Origin of the sequence: Sphingobacterium sp. UBA6645 (assembly GCF_002455685.1) — a bacterium.
In the GTDB taxonomy this organism is placed as follows: Bacteria; Bacteroidota; Bacteroidia; order Sphingobacteriales; family Sphingobacteriaceae; genus Sphingobacterium; species Sphingobacterium hotanense.
On record NZ_DKLH01000042.1, the window covers coordinates 63,333 to 79,807 of the forward strand.

At 41.4% G+C, this 16,475-nt stretch carries 12 protein-coding genes and 2 tRNA genes; 6 read left to right on the forward strand and 8 right to left on the reverse strand.

Annotated elements, in window-relative coordinates:
- Positions 1 to 60 precede the first annotated feature (60 nt).
- On the forward strand, positions 61 to 2,253 hold the full coding sequence (locus B2400_RS06940) for an FUSC family protein (RefSeq protein ID WP_293932077.1): 2,193 nt from the start codon (positions 61 to 63) through the stop codon (positions 2,251 to 2,253).
- Positions 2,246 to 3,214: a YpdA family putative bacillithiol disulfide reductase gene (locus B2400_RS06945; RefSeq protein ID WP_293932079.1), complete on the forward strand. Its 969-nt coding sequence runs from the start codon at positions 2,246 to 2,248 to the stop codon at positions 3,212 to 3,214. Before B2400_RS06940 ends, B2400_RS06945 begins: the two co-directional genes overlap by 8 nt.
- On the opposite strand, the gene B2400_RS06950 is transcribed toward B2400_RS06945, so the two are convergent.
- Positions 3,211 to 3,822, reverse strand: coding sequence for a TetR/AcrR family transcriptional regulator (locus tag B2400_RS06950; protein ID WP_286651994.1), 612 nt, complete (start codon positions 3,820 to 3,822; stop codon positions 3,211 to 3,213). The genes B2400_RS06945 and B2400_RS06950 overlap by 4 nt on opposite strands.
- A 103-nt stretch (positions 3,823 to 3,925) precedes the next feature.
- On the opposite strand from B2400_RS06950, the gene murB reads away from it, so the two are divergent.
- Positions 3,926 to 4,942, forward strand: coding sequence for a UDP-N-acetylmuramate dehydrogenase (murB, locus tag B2400_RS06955; protein ID WP_149526803.1), 1,017 nt, complete (start codon positions 3,926 to 3,928; stop codon positions 4,940 to 4,942).
- 282 nt (positions 4,943 to 5,224) lie between these two features.
- Positions 5,225 to 5,740: an RNA polymerase sigma factor gene (locus tag B2400_RS06960; protein ID WP_149526804.1), complete on the forward strand. Its 516-nt coding sequence runs from the start codon at positions 5,225 to 5,227 to the stop codon at positions 5,738 to 5,740.
- 100 nt (positions 5,741 to 5,840) lie between these two features.
- Here the strand turns inward: B2400_RS06960 and B2400_RS06965 are convergent, their stop codons facing one another.
- Complete coding sequence (locus B2400_RS06965) at positions 5,841 to 6,761, reverse strand: PfkB family carbohydrate kinase (protein ID WP_149526805.1); 921 nt, start codon at positions 6,759 to 6,761, stop codon at positions 5,841 to 5,843.
- A gap of 58 nt (positions 6,762 to 6,819) precedes the next feature.
- Positions 6,820 to 6,893 (reverse strand) — tRNA-Asn (locus tag B2400_RS06970).
- 217 nt (positions 6,894 to 7,110) lie between these two features.
- Here B2400_RS06970 and B2400_RS06975 point away from each other — a divergent pair.
- Positions 7,111 to 7,827, forward strand: a complete 717-nt coding sequence (locus tag B2400_RS06975; protein WP_293932085.1) for a class I SAM-dependent methyltransferase — start codon at positions 7,111 to 7,113, stop codon at positions 7,825 to 7,827.
- 327 nt (positions 7,828 to 8,154) lie between these two features.
- Here B2400_RS06975 and B2400_RS06980 read toward each other — a convergent pair whose 3' ends face one another.
- The 4 genes from B2400_RS06980 to mgtE all read right to left on the reverse strand — a co-directional run bounded on the left by B2400_RS06980 (position 8,155) and on the right by mgtE (position 11,216).
- Positions 8,155 to 8,406 (reverse strand): Ada metal-binding domain-containing protein, encoded by a 252-nt coding sequence (locus B2400_RS06980; protein WP_293932087.1) that lies wholly within the window; start codon positions 8,404 to 8,406, stop codon positions 8,155 to 8,157.
- Positions 8,407 to 8,409: 3 nt separating this feature from the next.
- Positions 8,410 to 9,123 carry a 2OG-Fe(II) oxygenase gene (locus tag B2400_RS06985; protein WP_293932089.1) on the reverse strand — a complete coding sequence of 238 codons (714 nt, stop codon included), beginning with the start codon at positions 9,121 to 9,123 and terminating at the stop codon, positions 8,410 to 8,412.
- Between the two features lie 536 nt (positions 9,124 to 9,659).
- Positions 9,660 to 9,733, reverse strand: a tRNA-Asn gene (locus tag B2400_RS06990).
- Positions 9,734 to 9,842: 109 nt separating this feature from the next.
- Complete coding sequence (gene mgtE / locus B2400_RS06995) at positions 9,843 to 11,216, reverse strand: magnesium transporter (protein WP_149526809.1); 1,374 nt, start codon at positions 11,214 to 11,216, stop codon at positions 9,843 to 9,845.
- A 640-nt stretch (positions 11,217 to 11,856) separates the two neighbouring features.
- Between mgtE and B2400_RS07000 the strand changes: the two genes are divergently transcribed.
- Positions 11,857 to 14,667 (forward strand): hypothetical protein, encoded by a 2,811-nt coding sequence (locus B2400_RS07000; protein WP_293932091.1) that lies wholly within the window; start codon positions 11,857 to 11,859, stop codon positions 14,665 to 14,667.
- Positions 14,668 to 15,232: 565 nt separating this feature from the next.
- Here B2400_RS07000 and B2400_RS07005 read toward each other — a convergent pair.
- A complete protein-coding gene (locus tag B2400_RS07005; protein WP_293932093.1) occupies positions 15,233 to 16,423 on the reverse strand; it encodes a phosphoglycerate kinase in 1,191 nt (396 codons plus the stop codon).
- Between the last annotated feature and the right edge of the window lie 52 nt (positions 16,424 to 16,475).

The following is a 16,475-nucleotide window of genomic DNA, read 5'->3' on the forward strand; positions in this document are numbered from 1 at the left end:
AAAATTACTTCCCCAAAAACCGCTGAATCGGGATTCCTTCCTTATATTTGTCGTATCACGATGAAGAAAACAAAGGAAATTAGCAACTTTTTTTATAGTCAATATTTCGCAGATGGCTTGCGCATCACGATAGGCTGTGTCGTTCCTATTATTATCTGTGCGGCTTTTGGGGAGTTCCTTATGGGAACTTTCATTTCCTTAGGCGCCTTGTTAATCGGTCTGTCCGACACACCGGGAGCACCTTCACATCGCCGGACGGGTATGATTTCATGCCTCATCGTATGTATCCTTACGCAACTCATCACGGTCGCATCAAACTCCAATATCTGGATTATGACCGTTGTTATCGGACTATTATGCTTTCTTTATTCCATGTTCGCCGTTTTCAACGCAAGAGCGGCAACTGTGGGCTCTATGGGGATATTGATTATGCTGATCAATGTTGATGACGCCTATACGTTTAAAGAAGAAATGTACTTTTTACTTTTCTTTATCATCGGGGCCGTATGGTATATGCTGATCAGCTTCTCCCTATCACAGGTTCGCCCTTATCGATTAGCGCAGCAGGAACTCTCCGAATCTATTCGATTTGTAGGCGACTTCATCCGCCTCCGGGCCAACTTCTATGACCACAAAGTCGATCTTGATGATAATTACCGGAAGCTTATCGAAAAGCAAATTGAAGTCCATGAACATCAAGAAAATGTGCGCGACTTACTTTTCCAGAGTAAGCGTTCCATTAAGGATACGACCAAGGTCGGGCGCTTTCTAACGCTTATCTTCAATGATATTGTCGACCTTTTTGAGCAAAGCATGACCACCCATTATGACTATGAGGTCATCCGCAAAACCTACGCGCATACAGGAATTTTAAAGGAGTTCAGAAACTTGCTTTTAAAAATTGCGAACGAACTAGACCATTTAGCTTATCAATTAAATGCTAATCGAGCGCCCAAGCCGCTATATAATTTCAAAGACGATATTGAGAGTATCAAAGAACTGATTGACCAAGTTGAACAAAAAGAGAATATCAACAGTATACCGCTGAAGAAGATTCTGATCAGTATCCGTAGCATTACGGTTTTTATTCACAATATCTACAACTATAATGCGATACGATCGAATAAAGTCAATAAGCAAGAGATCGAAGAGGCGAACAAGTTCATCCAGACGGAGCATATCGTTTGGAGTAAACTGAGAGACAACTTATCGTTCAACTCGTCTATTTTCCGCCACGCGCTGCGCATGGCAGTGGTGATGGCGGTTACCTATCTGGTTTTGAACATGGACTGGTTCAATGTAGGCAGCATGGGGAGTTACTGGGTATTATTGACTATCATGGTGATCCTTAAACCTGGTTTTGGCTTAACGAAGGAGCGGAACTTCCAACGCTTATTAGGTACAGTCATTGGCGGTATCATTGGCGCCATTATCTTAATGACGGTCCATAATGAAATTGCCCTGTTTATATTGCTGATCTTCTTCTTCCTGACCGCCTATAGCCTATTCCGCGTCAATTATATTGTCGCAGTGCTCTTCATGACGCCCTACGTATTGATCATGCTGAGCTTCACCGGATATAACACCTTTGAGATTGCAAAGGAACGCATATTCGATACTTTTCTAGGTGGCATGATCGCTTTTATATCCAGCTATGTAGTATTCCCGAATTGGGAGAGTTTCCAAATTCGCCCGAATATGCGACAGTTGCTGATTGCAAATTATAATTACCTAGCTATCGCCGTTAGACTCCTATCAGACGAAACGGTCAATATCACAGAATACAAACTCTCTCGAAAAGAAGTTTACATTGCTTCAGCGAATATGGGTTCCACTTTCCAACGTATGCTCTCGGAACCTAAATGGCGTCAGAAAAGCACAAAAGAGGTCAACCGGTTTGTCATCCTGAACCATATTCTCTCGTCTTACGGTGCTACGCTTCTGACGCAACTGCAGCAAGCCATGAATGCAAATTATACCAAAGAGCATCTGCTCCTACTGAAAAAGATATTGAGCAATATGGCAAAATCGATTGTATTGCTCACAGATGATCAGGATCAACCGATATTCACCGAAGTAAGCGAATTCCCTGAAGTGACTGAAGAGACACTTGATCCGGCGGAATCTAAATTAATTACCGAGCAATTACAGTTTTTGAATAAAATATCCGCAGATTTATATAAATCTACCGTGGATGTTATGGAGAAAGAGGCAATCATCCATCCGCAAAAAATAGAAATGATCAATGGATAATTATTACGATATACTGATTGTAGGCGGCGGCCCTATTGGGCTTGCCTGCGGAATCGAGGCGCAAAAGAATGGTTTGAGCCATATCATTTTGGAGAAAGGCTGTTTAGTCAATTCCCTATATAACTATCCGGTCAACATGAGCTTCTTTTCTACTTCGGAACGATTGGAAATTGGCGACACCCCATTTGTGACCACTAATCCAAAACCGAAAAGAGCTGAAGCATTGGAATACTACCGACGCATCGAGAGCAAGTTCAATCTGAATACACATCTTTTTGAGGCAGTTCTATCTGTCAACAAAGATCAAGGCTTATTTACGGTTGAAAGTTCCAAGCAGACCTATACTGCGAAATATGTGGTCATCGCAACAGGATTTTACGATATCCCGATGTACCTGCATGTGCCAGGCGAAGAACTACCGAAAGTAAAGCATTATTATGATGATCCACACTATTACGCGAAGCAAAATGTAGTCGTGGTTGGTGCCAGCAATTCCTCCATTGACGCTGCTTTGGAAACCTATAGAAAAGGTGCTCATGTGACGTTGGTGGTTCGTGGTCCAGAAATTAGCCCTAGAGTGAAATACTGGGTTAGACCAGATATAGACAATCGAATCGCCTTCGGCGAAATCAAAGCTTACTTTAATAGCCAAATCACCAATATTACGGAAGATGAGGTTGAGATTATGACTGAAGAGGGTCTGCTAACTATCGAGAACGACTTCGTATTAGCATTGACAGGCTACAGGCCAAACTTTGACTTCCTCCGTAAAGTCGGAATCCATATCCCGGCCGAAGCGCCGATGATACCTGAGCATAATCCGGAAACGATGGAAACTAATATAGAAGGCCTCTTTCTTGCGGGTGTGGTCTGCGGAGGGTTAAACACGCACCTATGGTTTATTGAAAACGCCAGAGTGCATGCGCAGATGATCCTTTCGAGAATAAAAGAGTTGAATTAAGGACGCAGCCCACGAATAAAAATCTTAGCTAGCTTCTTTTGTAAGGCAAGTATATAATCAAATTCTTCTTTGGTCGGCGGAATGAAGATGTTGTTAAACTCTTTCACAACACCGATTCGCATGCCCAGAATCGAAATCATAAAAATCTTTGAGGTTACCGGTAAATCATCCACAATGATTTCACCCTTTTCGATACCACGACTCAAAATATTCTGCACCTGCTCGATATCTTTATCAATAATCGAAGTACAAGCTTCCTCCAAATCCGGTGGAAACTCGTTACGCAAAGAGTAGGTATATTCAAAAATGCTGTAATTCTCTTTTATGGCTTCCAAACGAGCTTCTAGAAATGCCGTAAATGCTTCGTCGATATTTTTGGATTTCGTAATCCTACTTTCCGTCTCAGCAACCATCTCGTCCACAGTATATTCTAAAACAGCGGCATACAACCTATTCTTATCTGGGAAGTAATAGTATAACAGCGCTTTGGAAAAAGACAAATCCTGAGCAATCTCCGCCATGGTCGTCTTTGCCATTCCGAAATGAGCAAACCTACGGCGCGCAGCTTCTAAAATCTTTTGTCTTTTAACATCAGCGTTCTTTGCCATTCTATTAATTAAATTAGTTTATAAATGCTGGTTTAATTATCTTTACCACTCTTTAACTAAGTTACTTTATTTTTTCGAATTTTTAAAGATATCGGTCAAAAAAATGAAAAACACCCTTCAAACAGCTGTCTCCCTAAAGGATTTTAATACGTTCGGAATTGAAGCTAAGGCAAATAAATATATTAGAATCACGGAGGAGTCGAGTTTGAAGGAACTGTATGAGCAAGATGCCTTCAAGCAGAAGTTCTTTGTTTTAGGTGGTGGAAGCAATGTTTTGTTTACTGAAGACTATGATGGGCTTATTGTCCACATTGCCAACAAGGGTATACAGCATTTCATCGAAGGCAACCAAGTCTTTGTAACCGCATCAGCTGGAGAAGTATGGAACGACTTAGTTTGGTATTGTATCAAGCACGACTTTCCGGGCATGGAAAACCTTGCACTTATCCCTGGTACCGTTGGAGCCTCACCTATTCAAAATATTGGGGCTTATGGTACAGAATTGATGCACATCTTCTATTCTTGCCGCGCATTTGACACCCATACCGGCGAATTTGTAACTTTTACGAACGTCGACTGCCAATTCTCCTACCGCGATAGCATTTTTAAGAAAGAGCATAAAGGAAGATACATTATCTGTAGTGTAACCTACAAACTTTCCTTATTCGGACAGATCAATACCAGCTACGGCGCGATCGAAGCCGAACTAGCAAAAAGAAACATCCAAGAACCTAACATTAAAGATGTCGCAGAGGTCGTTTCGTATATCCGCGTCGAAAAACTACCGGATCCAACTACCGTTGGCAATGCCGGCAGCTTCTTCAAAAACCCAATCATCAGCAAAACGCAGTTTATCAACCTACAGGCACAACACCCTGATATTGTGCACTATCCAATGGGCAATGATGAGGAAAAATTAGCTGCGGGATGGCTTATTGAACAGTGCGGATGGAAAGGAAAAGAAGTCGGCGAAGTCGCAGTGTGGAAAAATCAAGCTTTGGTACTTACTAACAAAGGAGCAGCAAGTGGAGCACAAATTTATGAAGTATCGTCCAAAATTGTGGACGATGTTTTATCGAAGTTCGGTGTAAAACTCGAACGCGAGGTAAACGTTTTATAAAGTTTTCCACATTTTCCACAGTCCGTAAACAATTCCCTAAAAACAAAAAAAAACTTCTCTCTAGCACTAGAAACGGCGCTAAATAGCATCTATTTTTTCTCGTAAAACGATAATTTTATTGAGAAATAGGATGTTTTTCCACATTTTAAGGTATTAACTGCACAGTAATTGATATTATCAGTACAAATGGTGATTGATTATCGTGGCACTCCCATCATATAGAATTACCATTTTCCAAATGACACTTAACTATTTAACAACAATATATAAACTACTGATTGTATGAACAAACTAGAATTTAACACACTTGTCATCAAACATTCCGATTCACTAAAAAGCTATGCCCGTAACTTTACTCGTGATCAGGATGATGCAAATGACTTGGTGCAGGATACACTGCTCAAAGCAGTGACCTACTTCAAGAACTTTAGAGACGGAACGAATTTAAAGGGATGGTTATACACAATCATGAAAAACACCTTTATCAACAATTACCGTCGGGTCGTAAAAACAAACACCTTCATTACCAAGGAAGAGGAAATTTCACAAACAAACTTAGTCGTGTCAGCTAGCAAGAACAAAGGCGAAAATAAATTCGTCATGGAAGACATCAACTATGCGCTTTCAAAACTATCAGACGAATACTATGTACCATTTACGATGTATTTCGAAGGGTATAAATACCATGAAATCTCCGACCACTTGAAAATCCCGATCGGGACAGTGAAAACTAGAATCCACGTGGCAAGAAAGTCCATGAAAAAAACCTTAGCTTCTTATAAATTCGAAGCTGAATAGATTATAACAATAAAAATCTTTGATTATAGGTTTCCCAAGATATCCCTATCGCCGAGATAGGAGTTTGAGGGAGGCAAACAAAAAGAAATTTGAGATAAGCTTATTCGCTTATCTCAAATTTTGATAAAGCAACGAACTGTTGAATACGTGCTTTTATTTCTTCTGAGGTTAGATTTTCCAATCTTTCCGTTCCAAATTTCTCAACACAGAATGAAGCTAAGGCTGAACCAAAAATGATTGCATTCTTCATGTTTGCAAAGTTGATCGATTGCAATTTCGCTAAATAGCCAATAAATCCACCTGCAAAAGAATCGCCCGCTCCTGTCGGATCAAACACATCTGCTAATGGCAATGCCGGAGCAGAGAAAACTTGTCCTTCACCGAATAATAAAGCGCCATGCTCTCCTTTTTTGATGATAAGATACTGTGGCCCCATTTCTAAGATTTTCTCAGCTGCTTTTACCAAAGAAAATTCTCCAGACAATTGGCGTGCTTCTGCATCATTGATGGTCAATACATCTACCTTCTTCAACACTTCTTTCAAGCCATCCATCGCTACGTCCATCCAAAAGTTCATGGTATCCAACACCACTAACTTAGGTTTGTTCGTCAAGCGCTCTAAGGTTGCTGACTGAACAGCAGGCGTTAAGTTGCCCAATAACAAGTACTCGCAGTCTTGATAAGATGCCGGAATTTTAGGATCGAAATCCGCTAAGACATTCAATTCCGTAATTAATGTATCGCGGCTATTCATATCGTTGTGGTAACGACCTGACCAAAAAAATGATTTTCCACCAGGAACAATTTCCAAACCTTCTACGTCGATACCTTTCGAAGTGATGATATTTAAGTTGTCATCTCCAAAATCCTCACCTATCACCGAAACAAGCTTCACATCTGAATATAAATAGGAAGCAGCTAAACCTGCATAGGTAGCAGCACCACCAACGATTTTATCAGTTTTTCCGAAAGGGGTTTCGATAGCATCGAACGCTACGGTTCCAACGATTACTAAACTCATGAATGTATTTTTTTAAATAAAAAAAAGCCGACTGTGAAGTCGGCTGTTATACTTTTTGCTCCTGAAGCTGGGCTCGAACCAGCGACCCTCTGATTAACAGTCAGATGCTCTAACCAACTGAGCTATTCAGGAATTTAACAAGAGAAACTAGCTTTCTCCTTTAAAGTGGTACAAAAATAGACTTTTACTCTTGAATTCCCAAAAATATTTTAAAAAATATGTGTTTAAATTCCTTAAACTCACATAACAGCCCGATAACCCTTTGTCTATAAACAAAATACAAAGCCTTAAAAATTCTCGTTTTGAATCTCATAACAAATCCACGAACTTTATACAAACCCTAAATGCCATGCAAAACAAATCCACTTTACAGGAAATAGAAGAAAGATTCGACAATGACGTCGAACGATTCTCCAACTTAGAAACCGGCCAGGCAACCATGCTAGACTCCGCCTTTAATCTCGACCTGATCACCGATTGCATACAGCAGTATTACCCCACCCTATCATCCGTTCTGGACATCGGCTGTGGAGCGGGCAACTATGACGTTAAGTTATTATCTCGCGTAACGAGCAATCCCAGTGTACACCTTCTCGACTTAAGCCAGCCCATGCTCGACAAAGCAAAAGAGCGGGTAAGTCCACTAACCCAAGGAGAGGTAAAAACATTCAAGGGCGACTTCCGTACGGTGGATCTCGTTGAAAACAGTTACGATGTTATCATCGCTACTGCGGTATTACATCACCTCCGCGATGATGCCGATTGGGAAACGGTCTTCGCCCGACTCTATACACTCCTAAAACCGGGAGGCAGCATATGGATTTTTGATATGATCCAACAAAACACAGCAAAGCTGCAGGAAATTATTTACACGCAGCGCTACGGCAATTTCCTGATCGATCTTAAAGACGAAGAGTACCGCGACCATGTTTTCGCTTATATCGAAAAAGAGGATTCGCCAAGATCGCTGGTCTACCAGCTGAACTTGTTGCAGCAAGTAGGATTTCGACAAGTCGATGTTTTGCACAAAAATCTATGCATGGCTTCCTATGTAGCCTTCAAATAATATTCGAGAGTCTAACAGGTATAAGACAGCTCAGTCCCCTTTCAAAGCCCTTTCAAACCTAATGTAAAGCCCAATCAAACCCGCTTCCGAGCGGGTTTGATTGGGCTTTACATTGGGTATTAAAAAGCTATTACTGCTTGAAGGCATTATATTGCTTAAGCGGAAATAAGAAATTTATAAGCAAAAGACAGGAACAACGGAATATCCACATCAAAACAAACCCCTTTTAAGGCGATTTAACGTAACTCAACAAATAAGCGGTTGGAATATCACTTTCATTCGTTAACCTCGCTTAAATCGTCATAAAATCACCCCAAATCACTTACGCTATCCCTTCTCCGTGTTCTGTTTCCAATTTTGGTAGCTTGAGCACATGCAATTGCCGCAGGGGCGATAACCTTTCGCCAGCGCTTCCTCAGCCGTTTCGAAAAACACGCGATTAGCACGCTTCATCCGTTTTCCGGACGAGCAGCTCAGGAGCCCGTAAATTTTTAACTTAGTATTTCCTGCAAATTGAATATTCCCTCCGCGGATTGCTGCGTGCAATTCTTTATCAGTTAAATCGACATGTTGCTTCACAGCTTAGGTACTAGCGTCGTGAAAAATTATTCCTAAACTATAGCGTTCGCCATTGTGAACCTCGCTAACACCGTGCTTCATATTGACGCGATAATATCCTCTCGTTCCCTTCTCGGGTTTGAAATTGGTCGTAAAAATTAGTGCATCGCCTTTTCTAGGTTTTAGCACGATTGCCTTCGACTGCGCGCGTGGGATCTGCTGCGTCAGCACAAACTCGCCGCCCTCATAATCCTCGTCGGGTTCGCTCAACATCAGAACCAGCTGCATCGGGAAATAAACATCGCCATACAGATCTTGATGAAGGGTATTGAAACCGCCAGAACCATACTTCAATATCAACACCGTCGCTTTCTCCTGTCCATTCGACCGACATCGCTTTAACAATTCGTCATGCTCCAACGGAAATTGAACATCCTGGTTAAGGACACGAAACCATGTATTGGCAATAGGCGCCAATTTGGGATAAACACTAGTGCGGATAATCTGTATAAGATTCGGCAATGGGTAGTTAAAATACTTGTACTCCCCCAAACCAAACCGATACCGCGCCATTACGATGGTCTTCCGATAAAGACTTGCATCGTCATAACCTGACTTCAATTGCTCACATTCCTCCGCGGTGAGCAGCGAAGGCACCGTCGCATATCCTTTCTGATGCAAGTCATCGCTCAACTGCACCCAATCGTAACCCGCAATTCTCTCTTCTATATTTTCCATAACATCATCTACCTTATTTCCCTAAACAAATATCGACAGACGCTTGTTGGCAAAAAATCTGAATCATGCGGAATCGTGCTAGATATTAGATATCAGATTTTAGATATTAGAGTATGGCTTGAATTGGAGGAAGGATTTTGGGATAATCAGAATCGGGTAAAAGGGTATTGTTTTGAACCAAGAAAGGAAGGATGCAAGGATGAACAGGATCAGGTTGAAAATATAATTTTGCTTTGAACCAGGAAAGGAAGGATGCAAGGGTGAACAGGATTGGGTTGAAAATATAATTTTTGTTTTGAACCAGGAAAGGAAGGATGCAAGGATGAACAGGATCATACGCACGCATTGGCGTCCAATCTATAGCGAAGGAATACATCGATCCTGTCAATCCTTAAATCCTTCCTTTCCTGGTTCAAGACAAATCGATCAACAAAAAAAGCGCATCACCGGCGCCCTACATTTCTAATATCTAAAATCTCACATCTAATATCTACAAAAGAAAAGGCCATCCATTTGGATAGCCTTTTCTTTTTTTGCTCCTGAAGCTGGGCTCGAACCAGCGACCCTCTGATTAACAGTCAGATGCTCTAACCAACTGAGCTATTCAGGAATTCAACCGCCCCTTTCGGTTTTGGTGATGCAATTATCGGAAGTTTGACCGATATGTGCAAATATTTTTATGCATTTTTTTGCAAGTTATTCAGAACCAATCAGAATAATTAAAACAGCACATCCTTGAGGATAAGCGTTGCAAAAGTAAAATAGATAATCAAGCCTGTGACGTCGACAATCGTGGATACGAAAGGTGCTGACGAGCTCGCTGGGTCTGCCCCGCATCGACGTAAGATGAACGGTAGCATGGAACCGACAAGAGAACCCCAGAGGACGACGCCCACCAAGGACAATCCTATCGCACACCCATAGAGATACCATAGGTCGCCGTAGGTATGACGGAATGCTTCTTCGACGGAGATTCGGAAAAACCCGAGTCCACCTAAGATAACCCCTAGCAGTGTACCCGACAAAATCTCGCGACGCATCACGATCCACCAGTCGCGCAAGGTCACCTCGCCCATCGCCATCGCCTGGATGATCAACGTCGATGCTTGCGATCCGCTGTTACCTCCACTCGACATGATCACTGGCATCAGCATCACCAACACGGTGGTCAGTTTATCTTCGTAGTGATTCAGCACCGTCACGGTTAGCAGCTGCCCTAGGAATAAGACGATCAACCAGCCCGCTCTCTTTTTCACAAGATGAAAAATCGAGACATCCAAGTAAGGCTCGTCTAAGGCCTCGGTACCCCCGATACGTTGCATGTCTTCCGAGTACTCTTCGTTCGCCACCCAAAGGATATCATCGATCGTCACGATACCTAGCATAATGTCACGATCGTCAACAACAGGGAGGGCAACGCGATTGTTCATCCGGAAAATAGAAACCGCTTCTTCTTGCGGGTCGTTTGCGCGAAGTGAAATAAGTCGATTATCGATTAAGTCGGAAACAACAGTTTCAGGATCTGCCAAGAGCACGTCCTTAATCCGGACGTCATCCATCAGCTTTCCTTCAGCATCGATGACATAGAGTACATCAATCGTTTCGGATGCTCCACCATATCGGCGGATGTGATCCAACACTCGCTGCATCGTCCAATGTTCTTTCACCGTGATATAGTCTGGGGTCATCAGACGACCCACACTATCTTCGGGATAGCCAAGCAGCGAGAGTGCTTCTTTTCGCTCCTCCGGAGTCAGCAGAATAATGAGTCTTTTTACAACGTCGCCAGTCAGCTCGGAGAAGAACGAAGTACGGTCATCGGGAGGCATCTCGTTAAGGAGTTCACGGATGGTTGTAGCCTTTAGTTTTTTGAAGATCCGCTCTTGAGTTGGGAAGTCCAAAATACGAAAAACATTAACGGCTCTTTTGAGACTTAAGGTCTCTAAAAACAGAGGTCCATGTTCAGGAAGTTCGTCAATTAACTCCTCCACATCGGAGATGTTCAATTCGTTTAAATAATCTGCAAGCTCCGCCTGGTCTCCACGCTCAATCAATTGCTCCACATGTGCTACTAGCATTGCTAATTCTTCCATACCTATCCTCTATTTTATCGTTCCTACATTGGTGCCAAAAATTCGTTTGTGCAAAAGTCGTTTATTTTACCTGAAAAATATAATTAAATTTCAGGCATGTAGCAAGGTGGCTAGCAATTGAAAAAAAGAGTACTTCGACAGAGAAACCACACTGCCACTATGTCAGTATAATTATACATAGAAAAACCCGAACTTCTGAAGGTTCGTGCGACGCCACAACCAAGCAAAATCCCCCCAGAGAAATCATCTCCAAATTCGCAACATTTAAAAACTCCGTCCCGAAACTAAATTCAAGGCTTCCGCAAAACTGCATCCGAAGCAACAACATTCCTACACCGTCTTTTGAGCAACTGGCAAATTATTTGGCAATAGGCAGAATACTGCAAAAAAAACGTAATTTCACTTCCGAAAATTTGACACATCGAGCACATGAAAGCGAAACAATTGGAAACAACCCAATAGTCGCTTCAAGCAGAATTTGAGTCTATTTTCTATAGTATTTGATGTGTTATTAAATACATTTACAAAACTACTGATCAGTATATTAACATTATCAAACGAAACAATACATTAAATTAAGACATCGTTATTATACTAATATTTTTAGCATTTACTACTTTTAGCCGAATATACCAGTAATATGAAATTAATTATCAGATATTTAACCGCATTAATATTAACCATATATACAGGCTCCGTTTTTGGACAGCTAATCGACAACGAACAACCCCATTCTTCCGTGAAATGGGAGCAGATAAACCATCCAAATTTTCAACTGATCTTCCCTCAGGAATTCAGAAATTCCGCCTCTCTCCTAGCCCATAGCATTGATAGCATGCTTGTATTAGCGAGCAAAGATTTAGGGAGGAATCCTAAGAAGATTTCAATTATTCTTCACGAAAATCATATTGAGCAGAACGGATTTGCACAGCTGGCACCTCGGAAAGTAGAGGCATTTTCTACCCCAGGACCAGCATCGGACAACCAAGAATGGCTACCCAATTTGATACAACATGAACTTCGACATGTAGCCCAATTTGACAAGTTGACAGGTAAAATGAGCGGACCATTTTTGGAGCAATTGGCTCTTGCATTCTATGGAATTCACCTTCCGGCTTGGTACTTTGAAGGCGATGCCGTCTCCATCGAAACGCAATTTTCAAGAGGCGGTCGAGGGCGACTTCCTTCCTTTTTGATGCCACTTCGGACCAATGAAATGACCGGCAAAACATATACTTTTGACAAAAACATACTCGGCTCTTTTCGGGATATCACCCCCTCTTATTACCTCACCGGCTACCTCATGAACACCTACCTAACCAACCATTTTGGCTACCCGGTGAAGGGTCAAATTATGGAAGATATGAGAAGACATTTGCTCCGACCATACAACTTCAATCGAGCACTTCGGAAGGCTACAAATATGAATAGCCATGACCTCTATAAGGCTACCATTTCGGACCTCCGGTCGACTTGGGAAGACAGCGGAAAACTGCCAAGTCAAGCGGAAATTAGACCCAATGATCAACGCTATTTTTCGCATCTTTTCCTTCCACAGTCGGATGGATCGGATGCCATTTTCTACCTATTTCAATCCCCTCAAGAGGTGACTCAATTCCGAGAATGGAGTGGCGGAAAAGAGAAAACATTGTTGAAAATCGGCTATCAACTGACCCCATATTTCCATCAATCGGGCGATTTTATCGTTTGGGATGAGATTCGAAAGGATGGCAGATTTGGCAAACAAACCTATAATATTATTCGATTATACAATGTAAAAACTGGCCGTTCGGAGAGCCTATCTCGTAATTCGCGCCTTTACAGCCCTATAATCGATGCAGAGAAAGGTGGTATATACGCAGTCCAAGTGGATCAAGATAATGCCGCTAGCCTCATTTATATCGACATTATTTCCAAGGAGCAGTCAAAAATTATCGATTTTCCGTCGGGAACCCTGGTTCAACAGCCTGCTTTGAACGACAAAAAAGATAAGATTGTAGCGATCGCAGTGAGTGAAAAAGGCACGAATCTGATGGAAATTGACCTTCAAACAAAGGCTACTTCACTTGTTTTTCCATGGTCAAATCAACAATTTGAACGTCCAATATATGCAGGAGAAGACCTAATTTTCAAAGCACATTTTGAACAAATCGACAATATTTACCGTTACTCTAAAGCCGAAAATAAAACTTATAGAATAAGCAATTCTGCCTTCGGAGCGTTCTATCCTTCCCTCTCTACCGACGGAAATCTACTCTATAATGAGTACCAAAATGATGGATACAGACTAGCAAAATTGGAATTAAGAAACGAAAATCAAGAGGAAATCCAGCCGGTTTTCGAGGCGCCGGCGATCACAGATCAGCAGATTTCTGACACATTTTCGAACAAGCTAAAGGTAGAAAATGGCGACTTTGAAGTCAAAAAATACAATACCCTAAGTGACTTTTTCAACTTCCATAGCCTTAGTATTAGTGCCAATAACTTCGAAGATTTCGACAATTATAAGCCCGGAATCTTCTGGCTGGCGAACGATTTAATGAATACAAGTCAGCTAAAATTAGGCTACGAATACGATATGGATATCGAAAAAAGCATCTATTCTGCCGAGCTTGTTTATCAAAAATACTATCCAAAATTCATTGCGAAATACCAAAATAGAGGACGAATTGGCTACGCAAAATCTTCAAATCCTAATGCCGAAACCATACAATTCGACTACCGAGATCATTATTATTCCTTCGAAATGCAGCTCCCTTTTTCCCTATATCGTGGAAATAACATCTATAGTTTTGGTCTAAACGTGGGGACTTCCTACCAGAAAAACTACGATTTGAGCATTAATAATCTGAAGAATTTCAATGAAGAAATCATCCTTCCGATGAATTACATTGCCTATTTCAACAGGAATGTTCGTCGTAGCAGCATGGATTTGGTGCCGCGCTGGGGGCAAAATATCAGCATTATCTACCGACATTTACCCTTCGAAAATGAGCTCGACGGAAACCTGTTTGCCATAAAATCCAACTTCTTTTTTCCCGGATTTTTCGCCAACCACGCCTTCCAAGCACGCTTCAACTACCAAGATAATACCGGTAGATTTGATAATTTTTACGAGATTCCAATGATCAGTGCATTCGGGCATTTCAAGTCGGGAAAGGTCTCCAATAACTTAATGTTGAACTATAGATTCCCTATCGCCTACCCTGATTGGACAATCGGATCGCTAGCTTATATCAAGCGATTCCACGGCTATTTCTTCGCTGATTACCAAAACTTACATAACAGCGATATAGCCCCTAAAACCTACGGAATAGGCCTCTCTGTTGACCTCAATATCTTTCGATATAAACTCCCTGATTTCGGTATCGGCAGCAAATTAAGCTATATCAATGATGTCAGCGCAACGAATAAAATAGTGCCGAGCTTTAGTTTTTCATATTCTTATTAGTAGTTAGTATTTAGTAGTTAGTATTAAGACCTATGGCGGGAGTAGATGTGAGATTTTAGATGTGAGATTTTAGAGTATTGTCTTTGAACCAGGAAAGGAAAGATAAAAGGATGGATAGGATCAAGCATACTTACCGATTTTGTCTTGAACCAGGAAAGGAAGGATGAATAGATGAGCAGGATCAAACATACTTACCGATTTTGTCTTGAACTAGGAAAGGAAGGATGAAAGGATGGATAGGATCAAGCATACTTGACAATTTTGTCTTGAACCAGGAAAGGAAGGATGAATAGATGAGCAGGATCAAGCATACTTACCGATTTTGTCTTGAATCAGGAAAGGAAGGATGAATAGATGAGCAGGATCCTGTTTCTCCTTATATCCTTCCTTTCTTGGTTCAAAGACAAATTTCCCATCCCTTACTGGTTCAAACTCAAAAATACTCATGACTATACATAAAAAGAGAGAGCCATTATGATAGCTCTCTCTTTTTATGTATAACCTCTTGCTATTCAGCCAAAGGTCTAAATACTAACTACTAAATACTAACTACTATTAATAACTACTAATCTAAAATTGCCTTAACCCCTGGTAAAGTCTTGCCTTCCATGTATTCTAGAAGAGCTCCACCACCGGTACTCACGTAGCTTACATGCTCGGTCATTCCGAATTTGGACACTGCAGCTGCTGAGTCACCACCACCGATTAGGGAGAATGCTCCGCGTTCTGTTGCGGCTACTACAGCGTCTGCAACGGCTTTTGTTCCTTTTGCGAATGTATCCATTTCAAACACACCCATTGGACCATTCCATAATAAAGTATTGGATGCCATAATAACATCGTGGAAGTGCTCTGAAGACTCTTTACCGATATCTAAACCTTGCATATCTGCAGGGATTTCATCGTTGGGACCATCATATACATTAGCATCATTAGCGAAACGATCTGCGATCTGCGCATCGGTTGGTAAAACAAGGTTAACACCCTTTTCATCTGCTTTTTTAACCAATTCATTGGCTAAATCTAGCTTGTCTAACTCGACTAATGACTTGCCTATTTCACCTCCACGTGCTTTAACGAAGGTATAAGCCATACCGCCGCCGATGATTAAATTGTCTACTTTATCTAATAGCGCTTCAATAAGTTCTAATTTATCAGATACTTTGGCACCGCCCATGATCGCCGTGAATGGACGCTCAGGCTTGTTCATCACCTTCTCTGCATTCTCGATTTCACGAGCCATTAGATATCCGAAATATTTATTGTTCGGGAAGAATTCAGCGATTACTGCCGTAGAAGCATGTGCTCTATGCGCAGTTCCGAAGGCATCATTTACATAGACATCGCCTAACTTAGATAGCTTTTCAGCGAAGTCGCGGTCACCTTTTTCCTCTTCTTTGTAGAAACGTAGGTTTTCTAATAATAATACTTGTCCTGCTTCTAACGCTGCCGCTTTATCAATTGCTTCTTGACCGATGCAGTCATCAGCAAACTGCACATCTACGCCTAACACATCAGAAAGATGCTTTACGATATGTTTAAGGGAATATTTGTCCGTAGGTCCCTCTTTTGGTCTTCCTAAGTGAGACATTAAAATAACAGAACCTCCGTCCTTAAGAATCTTTTTGATTGTCGGTGCAGCTCCTTGAATACGGTTATCATCAGTAATATTGAAGTTCTCGTCAAGTGGCACGTTGAAATCAACTCTGATTAGTGCTTTTTTTCCGTTAAAATTTAAATCGTCGATAGTTTTCATATTGTATTTTTCTTTCCGGTTGATTTTGGGATTAAAGATATAAAAAAGGCGC

Bases quoted from the DNA above. Each gene is read 5' to 3' on its own strand.
- B2400_RS06960 (WP_149526804.1), top strand. From the start codon at position 5,225: ATGAACAAACTAGAATTTAACACACTTGTCATCAAACATTCCGATTCA.
- B2400_RS06945 (WP_293932079.1), top strand. From the start codon at position 2,246: ATGGATAATTATTACGATATACTGATTGTAGGCGGCGGCCCTATTGGG.
- B2400_RS07005 (WP_293932093.1), bottom strand. From the start codon at position 16,423: ATGAAAACTATCGACGATTTAAATTTTAACGGAAAAAAAGCACTAATC.
- mgtE (WP_149526809.1), bottom strand. From the start codon at position 11,216: ATGGAAGAATTAGCAATGCTAGTAGCACATGTGGAGCAATTGATTGAG.
- B2400_RS06985 (WP_293932089.1), bottom strand. From the start codon at position 9,123: ATGGAAAATATAGAAGAGAGAATTGCGGGTTACGATTGGGTGCAGTTG.
- B2400_RS06975 (WP_293932085.1), top strand. From the start codon at position 7,111: ATGCAAAACAAATCCACTTTACAGGAAATAGAAGAAAGATTCGACAAT.
- murB (WP_149526803.1), top strand. From the start codon at position 3,926: ATGAAAAACACCCTTCAAACAGCTGTCTCCCTAAAGGATTTTAATACG.
- B2400_RS06965 (WP_149526805.1), bottom strand. From the start codon at position 6,761: ATGAGTTTAGTAATCGTTGGAACCGTAGCGTTCGATGCTATCGAAACC.
- B2400_RS06940 (WP_293932077.1), top strand. From the start codon at position 61: ATGAAGAAAACAAAGGAAATTAGCAACTTTTTTTATAGTCAATATTTC.
- B2400_RS06950 (WP_286651994.1), bottom strand. From the start codon at position 3,822: ATGGCAAAGAACGCTGATGTTAAAAGACAAAAGATTTTAGAAGCTGCG.
- B2400_RS07000 (WP_293932091.1), top strand. From the start codon at position 11,857: ATGAAATTAATTATCAGATATTTAACCGCATTAATATTAACCATATAT.